This window comes from Mycobacterium sp. SA01 (genome assembly GCF_041287105.1).
Taxonomy (GTDB): domain Bacteria; phylum Actinomycetota; class Actinomycetes; order Mycobacteriales; family Mycobacteriaceae; genus Mycobacterium.
On sequence record NZ_JBGGNO010000016.1, the window covers coordinates 93,360 to 106,691 of the forward strand.

At 66.0% G+C, this 13,332-nt stretch carries 13 protein-coding genes and 2 tRNA genes; 4 read left to right on the forward strand and 11 right to left on the reverse strand.

All coding sequences use genetic code 11. The features are described from left to right. Nucleotides 1-20: 20 nt before the first annotated feature. On the reverse strand, nt 21-812 hold the full coding sequence (locus AB4879_RS08220; RefSeq protein WP_370507202.1) for a DUF881 domain-containing protein: 792 nt from the start codon (nt 810-812) through the stop codon (nt 21-23). Nucleotides 813-861: 49 nt separating this feature from the next. On the opposite strand from AB4879_RS08220, the gene crgA reads away from it, so the two are divergent. Both crgA and AB4879_RS08230 read left to right on the forward strand, forming a co-directional pair. After that, the gene (gene crgA, locus AB4879_RS08225; RefSeq protein ID WP_036342287.1) at nt 862-1,143 is read left to right on the forward strand and encodes a cell division protein CrgA; all 282 of its coding nucleotides are present in this window, start codon (nt 862-864) and stop codon (nt 1,141-1,143) included. A gap of 155 nt (nt 1,144-1,298) precedes the next feature. Next, nucleotides 1,299-1,718 carry a PH domain-containing protein gene (locus tag AB4879_RS08230; RefSeq protein WP_370507203.1) on the forward strand — a complete coding sequence of 140 codons (420 nt, stop codon included), beginning with the start codon at nt 1,299-1,301 and terminating at the stop codon, nt 1,716-1,718. Between the two features lie 69 nt (nt 1,719-1,787). On the opposite strand, the gene AB4879_RS08235 is transcribed toward AB4879_RS08230, so the two are convergent. Beyond that, the gene (locus AB4879_RS08235) at nt 1,788-2,315 is read right to left on the reverse strand and encodes a peptidylprolyl isomerase (protein ID WP_036342285.1); all 528 of its coding nucleotides are present in this window, start codon (nt 2,313-2,315) and stop codon (nt 1,788-1,790) included. Between the two features lie 107 nt (nt 2,316-2,422). On the opposite strand from AB4879_RS08235, the gene cwsA reads away from it, so the two are divergent. Then, nucleotides 2,423-2,830: a cell wall synthesis protein CwsA gene (gene cwsA, locus AB4879_RS08240; protein WP_370507205.1), complete on the forward strand. Its 408-nt coding sequence runs from the start codon at nt 2,423-2,425 to the stop codon at nt 2,828-2,830. Nucleotides 2,831-3,030: 200 nt separating this feature from the next. Next, complete coding sequence (locus tag AB4879_RS08245; protein ID WP_370507206.1) at nt 3,031-3,177, forward strand: hypothetical protein; 147 nt, start codon at nt 3,031-3,033, stop codon at nt 3,175-3,177. A 21-nt stretch (nt 3,178-3,198) separates the two neighbouring features. Here the strand turns inward: AB4879_RS08245 and AB4879_RS08250 are convergent. The 9 genes from AB4879_RS08250 to dnaN form a co-directional block, all read right to left on the reverse strand. Then, a tRNA-Ala gene (locus AB4879_RS08250) sits at nt 3,199-3,271 on the reverse strand. A gap of 129 nt (nt 3,272-3,400) precedes the next feature. Next, nucleotides 3,401-3,474 (reverse strand) — tRNA-Ile (locus AB4879_RS08255). A 69-nt stretch (nt 3,475-3,543) separates the two neighbouring features. Continuing rightward, nucleotides 3,544-4,440 carry a DUF3566 domain-containing protein gene (locus AB4879_RS08260; RefSeq protein ID WP_370507207.1) on the reverse strand — a complete coding sequence of 299 codons (897 nt, stop codon included), beginning with the start codon at nt 4,438-4,440 and terminating at the stop codon, nt 3,544-3,546. A gap of 29 nt (nt 4,441-4,469) precedes the next feature. Then, nucleotides 4,470-7,001: a DNA gyrase subunit A gene (gene gyrA / locus AB4879_RS08265; protein ID WP_370507208.1), complete on the reverse strand. Its 2,532-nt coding sequence runs from the start codon at nt 6,999-7,001 to the stop codon at nt 4,470-4,472. A gap of 38 nt (nt 7,002-7,039) precedes the next feature. Beyond that, a complete protein-coding gene (gyrB, locus tag AB4879_RS08270; protein ID WP_370507209.1) occupies nt 7,040-9,052 on the reverse strand; it encodes a DNA topoisomerase (ATP-hydrolyzing) subunit B in 2,013 nt (670 codons plus the stop codon). A gap of 223 nt (nt 9,053-9,275) precedes the next feature. Continuing rightward, nucleotides 9,276-9,839: a DUF721 family protein gene (locus tag AB4879_RS08275; protein ID WP_370507210.1), complete on the reverse strand. Its 564-nt coding sequence runs from the start codon at nt 9,837-9,839 to the stop codon at nt 9,276-9,278. Beyond that, nucleotides 9,836-10,984 carry a DNA replication/repair protein RecF gene (recF, locus tag AB4879_RS08280; RefSeq protein WP_370507211.1) on the reverse strand — a complete coding sequence of 383 codons (1,149 nt, stop codon included), beginning with the start codon at nt 10,982-10,984 and terminating at the stop codon, nt 9,836-9,838. The genes AB4879_RS08275 and recF overlap by 4 nt, the downstream gene beginning before the upstream one ends. Nucleotides 10,985-10,993: 9 nt before the next feature. Next, nucleotides 10,994-11,887: a phosphogluconate dehydrogenase (NAD(+)-dependent, decarboxylating) gene (gnd, locus tag AB4879_RS08285; protein ID WP_370507212.1), complete on the reverse strand. Its 894-nt coding sequence runs from the start codon at nt 11,885-11,887 to the stop codon at nt 10,994-10,996. 27 nt (nt 11,888-11,914) lie between these two features. Then, nucleotides 11,915-13,102, reverse strand: coding sequence for a DNA polymerase III subunit beta (gene dnaN / locus AB4879_RS08290; RefSeq protein ID WP_036342279.1), 1,188 nt, complete (start codon nt 13,100-13,102; stop codon nt 11,915-11,917). Nucleotides 13,103-13,332 lie beyond the last annotated feature (230 nt).

Below are 13,332 nucleotides of genomic sequence, written 5' to 3' on the forward strand. Positions count from 1 at the left end.
GTTACCTGGGGTGGTGCAGGTCAGTAGCCCACCGGACCCGCCGGCTGGGCGTAGCGCATCCGCACCGGTTCGGTGTAGCCGGCGACCTGGACGTCGTCGCGGACCTGCTCGCTGTAGCCCAGGCCGAACCGCACGACGTATTGCTTGTACAGCGTGACCAGGGGAGCCGACGCCAGTGCGGCCTGCATGGCGGACGCGTCGCCGATCGCCATGATTTTGTACGGCGGGCTGTACGTACGCCCGTTGAGCAACAGGGTGTTGCCGACGCATCGCGGAGCGGACGTCCCGATGATGCGCTGATCCTGCATCTGGATCGCCTCGGCGCCGGCGCTCCACAGCGCGTTGAGGACGGCCTGGATGTCCTGCTGGTGGACCACCAGGTCGTCGGGGGAGGCGTCGCGGGGGAAGCGCCCATTGGCGTCGCGCTGTGCGTCGGAGAGGGTGACCACCAGGCCGGCCCCGTGTACCGGATTCAGCCCGGCAGTGGCAGCCAGCTCGTCGGCGCGGGCCTGCATGGCCGCCAGCGCGGTGCCGGATGCGCCGCCGTGGGTGGAGTCGATCTGGGACGCCAGGGCGTCGCGCTGAGCGCTGAGCCGGTCGACCGACTGCTGCGCGTCGTGCACCAGGTCGACGAGCCGGGGGGAGTCGCTGCGGCGGATCTCGCTGCCGCCGGACACACCGTGGGTGGTAGCCAGCAGTACGCCCGCCAACAGGCACACCACCGGGACGCCGAACCGCCACGGCGAGCGCGTGGCACCCGTCGTCGCTGCCGCCGGAATTGTCGGGTCACGGCGCCGCTGCGTTAATCTCATAAGCGATCTGCGCACCATCGTCGCAGAAGATCCCGTCCCGAAGGTACCCATGCCCAAGTCCAAGGTTCGCAAGAAAAACGACTTCACGGTCAATCCGGTGAGCCGCACTCCGGTCAAGGTGAAGGCCGGACCGTCGAGCGTGTGGTTCGTGGTGCTGTTCATCAGCCTGATGCTGATCGGGCTGGCCTGGCTGCTGGTGTTCCAGTTGGCCGCGTCCGGGTATGACACCCCGAGCGCGCTGCAGTGGATGGCCAAGTTGGGCCCCTGGAACTATGCGATCGCCTTCGGCTTCATGATCTCCGGGTTGTTGCTGACGATGCGGTGGCGCTGAGCGGCTGCGACACCTCGGCGGCCCCATGCTGTGCGAACGCCGTTCCCAGGCTGGCAACCTCCTGGTCACCCAATCACACGCGTGTGATTCATCCCCATTGTTGATAGCACCTGTGGATAACTGCATACCACGCGGTAGAGGTGCCGGGGGCAGCCATGCAGCAAACTGAGTGGGCCCCGAAAACTGCTGCCATCGCAGCTCTGGGGATCGGCGGTCTCTTGATGGCAATCGTCTGTGTGACCGTCATCACAGATGTGCCTGGCCGGATTCTCACCGGCATTGCTGCGCTCGGACTGGTCGCCTTCGCGGTCGGATCATGGCGAGCGCGACCCCGGCTGGCAATCACCGGTGACGCGCTGGTGTATCGCGGATGGTTCAGCGCCCAGACATTGCGGCGATCCGACATCACACTGATCCGGATCACCGAGTTCCGCCGGCTCGGCCGCAAGACGCGTCTACTGGAGATCGACACGACCGCCGACCGGCTGATCGTGCTCAGTCGGTGGGACCTGGGAACCAACCCGGTCGATGTTCTGGACGCATTGACCGACGCGGGATTCGCCGGCCGCCACTAGCCCGTTGAGAACGCACTGAGGGCGAGGATTCCGCGGAATCCTCGCCCTCAGTACTGCCTCAATGCGCGGTCAGGAGATGGTGATCGACTCGATCACCACATCGTCGGTGGGCCGGTCGTTGCGATCGGTCGCCGTGGTGGCGATCGCGTCGACGACCTTCTGCGATTCGGGGTCGACGATCTCACCGAAAATGGTGTGCCGACGGTTCAGGTGCGGGGTCTTGCCCACAGTGATGAAGAACTGTGAGCCGTTGGTGCCCGGTCCTGCGTTGGCCATCGCCAGCAGGTAGGGCTTGTCGAACTGCAGCTCCGGGTGGAACTCGTCGGCGAACTTGTAGCCCGGGCCGCCGCGGCCGGTACCCGTCGGGTCACCGCCCTGGATCATGAATCCGTCGATGACGCGGTGGAAGACGGCGCCGTCGTAGAAGGGGCCCGAGGTGCTGCCCGACGCGTTCTCCGTCGAGTACTCCTTGGTGCCCTGAGCCAGACCAACGAAGTTGGCGACGGTCTTGGGGGCGTGGTTACCGAACAGGGCGATCTTGATGTCGCCGCGGTTCGTGTGCAGGGTCGCTGTTGCGGTTGCGATGTCGCTCGTCACGGGAACTCAGTGTGCCACTAGCAGCCGGTGCCCGATCCCGCGGCCACCCCCGTGGCGCTGTGGCAGTGTTGACGGCATCAACGCTGCGCCGGTGTCGGGAGGACGAAATGGGCCGCAAGAGTGAACCCACGCTCACATCGCGGGAGCGGCTGAACCGCGGACTGCACTACACCGCCGTCGGCCCGGTGGACATCACCCGCGGCGTCGCGGGCATCACCGCGCGTTCAGCGGAATCGGCCGCGGTCGCGCTCCGGCGCCGGGCTCGGGAGGCCCGTGCCGTGCAGCAGGAGGTCGGCGCCGAGGTCGAAGCGGTCAAGCAGGTGGTGGCCGAGCTTCCCCAAATACTTCAGGACGTCCGCACCGCGCGGCATCGGCGGCGTCGGCGGCTGTTCGTGTTCGGCTTCCTGGGGCTGGCAACCGTCGGCGGGGCTGTGGCGTTCGTAATCGCACGACGGTCGTCGACGCCCGAGCCGTCGCCCCGGCCGCCGAGCGTCGAGGTGTCGCCGAAGATTTGACCCGGCAGCCGGGCGGCTGTTGCCAGCCGTCGGTATGCCGCTGGGTATTGAGTCCGGTTGCTGCGCAACAACATTTGCGGTCGCGATCGCCCTGCCCGCGACAGCGCCGAATCTTAGTTTGCTGAACTACTCAATTACATATTGCGGTCTGTCAGCGATTTTGCTTTGCCGGGTCCGCCCTAACGTGCATTATGTTCGGCATGGGTTGGGGGAGCCTTTCGCATCAGAAGGTCAAGTGCGCGATCTGCAGCCACGAGCAGACGCTGTTCATCGACAAGGACACGTTCACCTGTCGCCGGTGCAAGAAGACGCTTCCGCGTCGCCTGGCGGTACCGGCCAGGGGCTGATTGCGCCTCGCGCCATTCTTGTGGAGCCTAGGAGATTCGAACTCCTGACATCTGCCTTGCAAAGGCAGCGCTCTACCAACTGAGCTAAGGCCCCGTACGTCTCACTCGTCGAGGGTGTGCCAGACCTCGCCGCGGCGGGCCCGAATGACCGCGGCGCCCGCGACCAACATTGCCAACAGCAATGCAATCCGCACGGGCGCCCTTCCCGATGACCGAGACATCGTGGGCCTAGGAGGACTCGAACCTCCGACCTCTTCGTTATCAGCGAAGCGCTCTAACCGCCTGAGCTATAGGCCCGTATTTGCATACGACCGAGCGCCGAGATTACCGCACCGGAGGTGCTGCACCCAAACCGGTGCACCGGCGCTAGTCCCGGTCGGCCAGCGTGACCTCGATACCGCCGACGATGTCGGTGCTGAGGTTGTAGATGAACGCTCCGACGGTGGCCATCGCCGTCAGCAGCACGATGTTCACCAGCCCGATGAGCGCCGCTCCGCCGAAGATCGCGCCGCTGGACACCAGCTCGCCGCCACCACCGCTGGTGGCCGTCAGCAAGTCGCCGACGTTGCTGTTCAGCTTGCTCCACACGCCCATACCGCCGAGCACCAGATACAGGAACGCCACCGCGACCATCCACACGAAGAACAACGCCACCGACAGCAGCAGCGACACCTTCAGTGCGCTCCACGGATCGATACGCCGAATCTGCATGCTGGCCCGCACCGGTCCGCGAGCGCGGTTGGCACCGACCTGAACGCGGGTGGACGGCCCGGCCGATCGCGTCGGCTGCTCGGGCGCCGGTTTGCGTTGCTGCGCAACCGGCTTGGGCGGGGTAACGCCCGACAGATCCGGTAGCTCGCTGACGTAGCCCTCGGGACGGTTGCCCTCGGCGCGCGGCTCCGGCCTGGCTTCCGGACGAGGTTCGGGCCTGGCGTCGGGACGAAGTTCGGCCCGCGGCTCCGGCTTGCGCTCCGGCTGTTGCGGACCGCCCGACCCTTGATCGGGTGCGGCGGTGCCGCTGATGAAGCGGTTCACCCGTTGCTCGAGGCCCGGGCCTCCCGGCTGCGCCTGGCGAGGTTGCCCCTCACCGGCCGGTCGCTGGGGTGCGCCGCCCTGCCGCGCTCGCGCAGCACCGCGCTGCCACGGTGGGGCCTCGCCGGACTCACCGTTGGTGAGTCGGGGACCGGTCCGCTCGGCCGAGCCGGTCCCGTTGGCCGGGCCCTCACTCGGTCCGGGTTGACCCGGCTCGTTCGGTGCGCTCACCACCACTCCTAACCTGTCGCCCCGCCGCGCTACGTCTCGTCGGACGTGTCGTCGGATTCGGAGTCCAGCCCGCCCACTTCGTCCGTGCTGTCCTGCTCCTCGGCATTGCGGGCGATAGCCAACAGTGTGTCGCCCTCACCCAGGTTCATCAAGCGAACGCCCTTGGTCTGGCGTCCGGCCTTGCGGACCTGACGTGCAGCGGTGCGAATGACACCCCCACCTGAGGTGATGGCGTACAACTCGCTGTCTTCATCGACCACCAATGCGCCCACCAGACTGCCACGTCGCCGGTCGTATTGAATGGTCAGGATGCCTTTACCGCCGCGGCCCTGGGCGGTGTACTCCTCGATGGCGGTGCGCTTGGCGTAACCGCCGGCGGTCGCGACCAGCAGATACGTTCCCTCCCGCACGACGTTGAGCGACAGCAGTCGATCGTCCTCGTTGAACCGCATGCCCTGCACACCCGAGGTGGCCCGGCCCATCGGCCGCAGCGCCTCATCGGTGGCCGAGAACCGGATCGACTGGCCGTTGGCGCTGACCAGCAACAGGTCTTCCTCCGCCGAGCACAGCACCGCACCGACCAGTTCGTCGCCGTCGCGCAGGTTGATCGCGACGATTCCGCCCGAGCGGTTGGAGTCGAAGTCGGTGAGCTTGGTCTTCTTCACCAGGCCGTTGCGGGTAGCCAGCACCAGATACGGCGCGTCCTCGTAGCTCTTGATCTGGATGACCTGAGCGATGCGCTCCTCGGGCTGGAACGCCAGGAGATTGGCCACATGCTGGCCGCGCGCGGTGCGCGAGGCCTCCGGCAGCTCATAGGCCTTGGCTCGATACACCCGGCCCTGGGTGGTGAAGAACAGGATCCAGTCGTGCGTCGACGACACGAAGAAGTGCCGCACGATGTCGTCCTGCTTGAGGCCGGCGCCCTGCACACCCTTACCGCCGCGCTTCTGGCTGCGGTACAGGTCGGTCTTGGTCCGCTTGGCGTAGCCGGTCTCGGTGATGGTGACGACGACGTCCTCGCGGGCGATCAGGTCCTCGTCGGACACGTCGCCGTCGTTGGCCACGATCCGGGTGCGACGGTCGTCGCCGTGCTTGTCGGCGAGTTCCTTGAGTTCGTCGCGGACGATCGCGCGCTGCCGCTCCGGCTTGGCGAGGATGTCCTCCAGGTCCGCGATCTCGGCCTCGATCTTGGCCAGATCGTCGACGATGCGCTGGCGCTCCAATGCGGCCAGACGGCGGAGCTGCATGTCGAGGATGGCCTGCGCCTGGATCTCGTCGACGTCGAGCAGCTCCATCAAGCCCACCCGGGCCACGTCGGCACTTTCCGACGCGCGGATCAACGCGATGACCTCGTCGAGGGCATCGAGGGCCTTGACCAGACCGCGCAGGATGTGGGCCCGCTCGTTGGCCTTGCGCAACCGGTACCGGGTGCGTCGGATGATCACGTCGAGTTGGTGTTCGACGTAGTAGCGGATCATCTGGTCCAGGCGCAGCGTCCGGGGCACCCCGTCGACGATCGACAGCATGTTGGCACCGAAGCTGGTCTGCAGCTGGGTGTGCTTGTAGAGGTTGTTCAGCACCACCTTGGCCACGGCGTCGCGCTTGATCTCGACGACGATGCGCAGGCCGACCCGGTCACTGGACTGGTCTTCGATATTGGAGATGCCGCCGAGCTTTCCGTCGCGGACCTGCTCGGCGATCGAGGTGATGAAGTTGTCGTGGTTGACCTGATACGGCAACTCGGTGATCACGATCGAGGTCCGACCGCGCGAATCCTCTTCGACCTCAACGACACCGCGCATCCGGATCGAGCCGCGACCGGTGGTGTACGCGTCGTGGATGCCCTGGGATCCGACGATCAAACCGTGGGTGGGGAAGTCGGGACCCTTGACGCGCTCGCAGCAGGCGGCCAGCGTCGCCTCTTCGTCGGCTTCGTGGTTCTCCAGGCACCAGTAGACGGCTTCGGCCAGCTCGCGCAGGTTGTGCGGCGGGATGTTGGTGGCCATACCGACGGCGATACCGCCGGATCCGTTGGCCAGCAGGTTCGGGAACCGGCTCGGCAGGACGGTGGGTTCCTGGACGCGGCCGTCGTAGTTCGGGATGAAATCGACTGTCTCCTCGTCGATTTCACGCAACATTTCCATGGCCAGTGGCGTCAGCCGCGCCTCGGTGTACCGCATGGCGGCCGCCGGATCGTTGCCCGGTGAACCGAAGTTGCCTTGGCCGTCGACCAGCGGGTAACGCAGCGACCACGGCTGCGCCATCCGCACCAAGGTGTCGTAGATCGACGAATCACCGTGCGGGTGATAGTTACCCATCGTCTCGGCGACCGACCGCGCCGACTTGGCGTGGCCGCGGTCCGGCCGGAATCCGGAGTCGAACATGGCGTAGAGCACCCGGCGGTGTACCGGCTTGAGGCCGTCACGAACCTCGGGAAGCGCACGGCCGACGATGACGCTCATCGCGTAGTCGATGTAGCTGCGCTGCATCTCCTGCTGGATGTCGACCGGTTCGATGCGGTCGCCGGCCTCGTCGCCGGGGGGCAGGGTGGTGTCAGTCATGTGATTCCTCTGTTGTCCCTACGAAGGGCGAAACGTCACTAAACATCAAGGAAGCGAACGTCTTTGGCGTTACGGGTGATGAAGCTGCGACGTGCCTCAACGTCTTCGCCCATCAGGATGGAGAACAGCTCGTCGGCCGCGGCCGCGTCGTCGAGGGTGACCTGCCGCAGCACCCGGACCGTCGGGTCCATGGTGGTCTCCCACAGCTCCTTGGCATCCATCTCGCCGAGACCCTTGTAGCGCTGGATACCGTCGTCGACGTTGATCTTCTTGCCGGCCGCCTTACCCGCCTCCAGCAGACCGTCGCGTTCGCGGTCGGAATAGGCGAACTCGGGCTCGCTGCGCTGCCACTTCAGCTTGTACAGCGGCGGCTGCGCCAGGAAGATGTGGCCGTTCTCCACCAGCGGCTTCATGAACCGGAACAACAGCGTCAACAGCAGCGTCGAAATGTGTTGTCCGTCAACGTCGGCGTCGGCCATCAGCACAATCTTGTGATAGCGCAGCTTGGCCAGATCGAACTCGTCGTGGATGCCGGTACCCAGCGCGGTGATGATGGCCTGGACTTCGGTGTTCTTCAGCACCCGGTCGATGCGGGCCTTCTCGACGTTGATGATCTTGCCGCGCAACGGCAGGATCGCCTGGAACATCGAGTCGCGGCCGCTCTTTGCCGAGCCGCCGGCCGAATCACCCTCCACCACATACAGTTCGGACTTGCTGGGATCGGTGGAGCGGCAATCGGCGAGCTTGCCGGGCAGGCCACCGATATCGGTGGCGCTCTTGCGTCGCACCAGCTCTCGCGCCTTGCGCGCCGCGATCCGTGCCTGCGCCGATGACACCGCCTTGTTCACGACGGTCTTGGCCTCGGTCGGGTTGGACTCGAACCAGTGGGTGAGCTGCTCGTTGCAGATCTTCTGGACAAACGACTTCACTTCGGTATTACCGAGTTTCGTCTTCGTCTGCCCCTCGAACTGCGGCTGGGAAACCTTCACCGAGATGACCGCGGCCAGGCCCTCGCGGATGTCGTCTCCGGTGAGGTTGGCGTCCTTTTCCTTGAGGAGCTTCTTGTCCTTGGCGTATTTGTTGACCACCGTGGTCAGCGCCGCACGGAACCCCTCTTCGTGGGTACCGCCCTCGTGGGTGTTGATGGTGTTGGCGAAAGTGTGTACCGACTCCGAATAGCCGGCGTTCCACTGCATCGCGATCTCGACCTCGTGGCCCTCACCCTTGCCGTCGAAGTCGATCACGCTGGGCTGGATCGAATTCTTGGTGCGGTTGATGTGCTTGACGAAGTCGACGAGACCGCCCGGGTAGTGGAACACCCGGTGCTTGACCTTGTGCGGCGCCACTGCCTCGGCGGCCTTCTCCTCGGCCGACTTCGGTGCCGCGGCCGTATCACTGACGACCTCGTCCACCACCTGCTCCGGGGTGACCCGCTCATCGGTCAACTCAATGGTGAGGCCCTTGTTGAGGAAGGCCATCTCCTGCAGCCGGCGGGCAATGGTTTCGAAGTCGTAGGTGGTGGTCTCGAAGATGTTGGGGTCGGCCCAGAATCGGATGGTGGTGCCGGTCTTCTTGGTCTTCTCGCCCTGACGAAGCGTGCCCGGTACCGAATGGTCATAGGTCTGGAACCACTCGTAACCGTCGGTACGGACGTCGGCCTCGAGCCGGCTCGACAGCGCGTTGACCACCGAAACGCCCACGCCGTGCAGGCCGCCGGACACCTGATAGGCGCCCTCTTCGAACTTGCCGCCGGCGTGCAGCACGGTCATGACCACGTCGATGGTGGGGATTCCGGTGGAGTGCATGGCAACCGGGATTCCGCGGCCGTCGTCGGTGACCTCGACGCCGCCGTCCTCGAGGATCCGCACCGTCACCTTCGTGGCGAAACCGGCCATCGCCTCGTCGACCGAGTTGTCGACGACTTCCCACACGAGATGGTGGAGTCCTCGCTCACCGGTCGAACCGATGTACATACCGGGACGTTTGCGGACCGCCTCCAAGCCTTCGAGGACTTTGATCGAGTCGGCACCGTACTGTTCATTGGCAGCCACTAGCGGAACGCTCTCCTTGGGGTTCGCAAGCGCACGGTGTCACCGGCCGCGCGCGGGTCTTGACCAGTCTACCGGTAAGTGCGTTCCGGACTGATTCTGCGGCCGCGTTTCTACACACCTAGTTGACCCGTGCACGGAATTTCTCGGATTGCCATACGTGGTGACGCTTGACACGGTGGTCGGCGCGCGTCTCGTGGCTGTCAGCCGACAGTGGCGGTGCGGCTCACCCGTAGGTGTCGCGCGGCCCGCGCCCAGAGATGTGCAGCGGGCCTTTTCGCCACGACGGAGCCACCGGGCCGGTGATCTTCATCGACTTCACCACCCCGTCGCCGACAGCGGCGGCGATTTTGGCCAACAGCTGCGACTGCACCATCCGCAACTGGGTCGCCCACGCAGTCGATTCGGCGGCCACGCTCAACACACCGTCGCGCAGCGTGGTCGGCTGGGCGTGCTCGGCGATCTGTTCGCCGACCACCGTCGCCCACTGGGCGAACACCGCGCCCTCGGCGACCCGGCCGGTCCAACCACGCGATTTCGCCAGGTCGTTGGCGGCTGTCCCGAACGTCTGTGGATCACGGCGATCCGGCCCGGGCCCCGACCAGGTCCGGCGACTGCCCCGCTCGGCGCCTCGCCTGGCCCGGGGAGAGCGGCCGCCACGACCGACTTCCTTGCCCTGGCTGCGGGCCGCACCGCGGGCTTCCTCCAATGCGCGGCGCACCAGATCCATCCCGGCCAGATTCGCGAGGTGCTCGGGCGGACCGGCCGGCTCGTCCTCTGGTTCGGTCATGTCACCACCTCCGACATCCGGCCGCCGTCGTCGTCGCGCAAGCTGATGCCGATCCGGGTGGCGTCCCAATCGCTCGGGATGTCTTCCCCGACAGCCGCGGTGATGAGTACCTGCTCGGCGTCGGCGGCCACACCGGCCAAGGCCCACCGCCGCGCGTTGTCGAGTTCGGCGAACACGTCGTCGAGGATCAGCACCGGTTCGCTGCCCTCGGTGCGCAACAGTTCATAGGACGCCAGCCGCAACGCCAAGGCCATCGACCAGGATTCGCCGTGACTGGCGAACCCCTTGGCCGGCTGATCACCGAGCCGCAGTTCTACATCGTCGCGGTGTGGTCCGACCAGGCACATCCCGCGTTCCAGTTCCGCGCCGCGCCGGGCCGCCAGGCCGGCCAGCAACGCCGCCTCCAGATACTCGACGTCGTGACCGTCATCCGTCCCGTCAAGGACACTGCTGCGGTAGCTGATCGCCGCCGGGCGCGACGCCGGGGCCAGTAGCTGATAAGCCTTCTCGACCTCAGGCGCCAGGAGATTCGTCAGCTCGATACGGGCCGCCATCAGCTGGGCTCCGTGTGCGGCCAGGTGGCCGTCCCACACGTCGAGGGTTTCCAGAACTCCAGAATCGCCCCGAAAGCGCGCTCCCGCAGCGGATTTCAACAAGGCGGTGCGCTGCTTGAGCACCTTGTCGTAGTCGGCGCGGATCGCCGCGACCCGCGGTCGCCGCACTGAGGCAAGCTCGTCGAGGTAGCGCCGGCGTTCGCCGGGGTCGCCGCGGACCAGGGCCAGATCCTCGGGCGCGAACAGCACGGCGCGAACAGCACCGAGGATTTCGCGGGTACTGCGTACCGGGGAGCGGTTCAGGCGCGCCTTGTTGGTGCGCCCGGCCGCGATCTCGAGATCGATCGCCAATTCCCGACCTTCGTTGACGACGATCGTCGAGACCACCGCACGCTCGGCGCCGGCCCGGATCAGAGGCGCGTCGGTGGCGACCCGGTGCGATCCCAGCGTTGCGCAATACCACAGCGCCTCAACGAGATTGGTTTTGCCGAATCCGTTCGGTCCGACGAACACCGTTCGGCCCGGCGCCAATTCGAGATCGACGCTTTCCCACGACCGGAAGTCGCGGAGCGTCAGGTGCCGGACATACATTGCGGCTGGTTATCCCGACACCGAGACCCGCTTGACCGCGTGCCCACCGAACTGATTACGCAGTGCCGAAACGGCTTTCATGGTCGGTGAATCTTCTTGCCGCGACGCGAAACGTGCGAACAACGATGCCGCGATCACCGGCATCGGCACCCGGTGGCGGATGGCCTCTTCCACCGTCCAGCGGCCCTCACCGGAATCCTCGGTGTATCCGGAGATCGCGTCGAACGCGGGGTCTTCCTTGAGCGCCTTGGCCAGGAGCTGCTGCAGCCACGAGCGCACGACTGTGCCGTTGGTCCACGCCTGGATCACCGCTTGGGTGTCTGTGATCAGCGGTTCGGCGGCCAGCAGCTCATATCCCTCGGCATAGGCCATCATCAGCCCGTACTCGATACCGTTGTGCACCATTTTCGCGTAGTGACCCGCACCGACCGGGCCGGCATGCACGAAACCGTCGGCCAGATCCCCGGGCGGCCGCAGCGTGTCGAAGATCGGCATCACCCGGGCGACGTCCTCGTCGCTACCGCCGACCATCAGGCCGTAGCCTTCAGCCAAACCCCAGATACCGCCGGAGACACCCGCGTCGACAAACGAAATGCCGTTCTTGCCAAGCAATTCCGCGTGCCGACCGTCTTCGGTGTACTTGGAGTTGCCGCCGTCGACCACCAGGTCACCCGGGCTGAGCACCTCCGCCAGTGAGCTGATCGTGTCATCGGTGATCGGCCCGGACGGCACCATCACCCAGATCACCCGCGGTGCGCTGAGCGCCTCGGCGAGTGCGGCCAGGGTCGGTACATCGGTGACCTCGGGTCTCGGGTCGTACCCGATGACTTCGTGTCCGCCCTCGCGCAACCGCTGGCGCATGTTGAAGCCCATTTTTCCAAGACCGACCAAACCCAGCTGCATGACTACCTCTCTACGTCGGGGACCCGGTCAGCCTGGCAGGCGGACCGGCATCAACAGGTATACGTAGTCGGTCTGAACGGCCGGGAACGGTCCGGTGCCATCCACCTGTGTTTCCGCATTCGCGGGCCGCAACACCGCTGGGCGGCTGGGAGTGGTGAACCCGAACGTCACTCGGTCGGAATGCAGCGACCCCAGACCGTCGGTCAGGTAGGTGGGGTTGAAGGCGATCGTCAACGGCTCGCCGGCGAACTCGACATCCAAGTCCTCCTCGGCGCGGCCGACGTCGTCGGCACCAGCCGACAGGTGCAACACGCCGTCGCCGAATTCCATCCGAACCTGCGCGCCGCGATCGGCAACCAACGCCACCCGCTTGATGGCTTCGGTGAGCTCACCGACTCCGATGGTCGCCACCGCGGTGTGCTCGGCGGGCAGCAGCTGACGGAACTTCGGGAACTCGGCGTCCAGCAGGCGAGTGGTGCTGCGCTTGCCGCCGCTACGGATTCCCAACAGGCCTTCCTTGCCCACGGCCGAACCGGCACCCAGAGCCAGGTGAACCTCAGAGCCGGACGTCCCCGCCTTGGCCGCTTCGGCCAACGTCTTGGCCGGCACCAGCACTGCGGCTTCCAGGCTGGGGGAGGAGGTCGACCAGGTCAGTTCACGCACGGCCAACCGGAACCGGTCGGTCGCCGCCAAAACCACTGTCTCACCGGAAATCTCCACCCGGATGCCGGTCAGCATCGGCAGCGTGTCGTCGCGGCCTGCGGCAACCGCCACCTGGCCGATCGCCTCGCCGAACAGATCGGCGGAGATGACACCGGTCTCCTCCGGCAATTCCGGCAGGGCCGGGTAGTCCTCGACCGCCATGGTCGGCAGCGAGAACCGCGCGCTTCCACAGCTCAGCGCCACGCGGGTGCCTTCGACGCTGACGTCGACCGGCTTGGCCGGCAGCGCCCTGGTGATGTCGGACAACAACCGACCGGATACCAAAACGCTTCCAGGAGAAGCGATTTCGGCGGGGACCCGGACCTCGGCCGACACCTCGTAATCGAAGCCGGAGATGGTCAAACCCTCATCGGTGCCGGTCAGCAGCACGCCGGCCAGCACCGGCACCGTCGGCCGGGTCGGAAGGTTACGGGCAACCCAGGCCACCGCGTCGGCGAAGTCCTCCCGCACCAAGCGGAACTTCAGGTCGGAGCCAACCGTCGTCGTTGCCACGTCTACACAGTCCCTTCATCACCCAATAACCCCGACCAGCGTCCACCGCGTGCCGGAGCACGGATGAGCGTGATCTGTGAGCGACAGCCGCTGAACGGCAGTCAGAACAACAACCGTAGAGCGTCGGACGCCATCTTGAAAGCTAATCGATCGCGGTGACAAGAGCACCGCGACACCGTGCCGGATGCCCTGTGAACCGGCTGCTCCCCAACCCTGTCTTCAAAGAGGTA

Coding starts and splice junctions, on each gene's coding strand:
- AB4879_RS08220 (WP_370507202.1), bottom strand. CDS start 812: ATGAGATTAACGCAGCGGCGCCGTGACCCGACAATTCCGGCGGCAGCG.
- crgA (WP_036342287.1), top strand. CDS start 862: ATGCCCAAGTCCAAGGTTCGCAAGAAAAACGACTTCACGGTCAATCCG.
- AB4879_RS08230 (WP_370507203.1), top strand. CDS start 1,299: ATGCAGCAAACTGAGTGGGCCCCGAAAACTGCTGCCATCGCAGCTCTG.
- cwsA (WP_370507205.1), top strand. CDS start 2,423: ATGGGCCGCAAGAGTGAACCCACGCTCACATCGCGGGAGCGGCTGAAC.
- AB4879_RS08245 (WP_370507206.1), top strand. CDS start 3,031: ATGGGTTGGGGGAGCCTTTCGCATCAGAAGGTCAAGTGCGCGATCTGC.
- gyrA (WP_370507208.1), bottom strand. CDS start 7,001: ATGACTGACACCACCCTGCCCCCCGGCGACGAGGCCGGCGACCGCATC.
- AB4879_RS08275 (WP_370507210.1), bottom strand. CDS start 9,839: ATGACCGAACCAGAGGACGAGCCGGCCGGTCCGCCCGAGCACCTCGCG.
- recF (WP_370507211.1), bottom strand. CDS start 10,984: ATGTATGTCCGGCACCTGACGCTCCGCGACTTCCGGTCGTGGGAAAGC.
- gnd (WP_370507212.1), bottom strand. CDS start 11,887: ATGCAGCTGGGTTTGGTCGGTCTTGGAAAAATGGGCTTCAACATGCGC.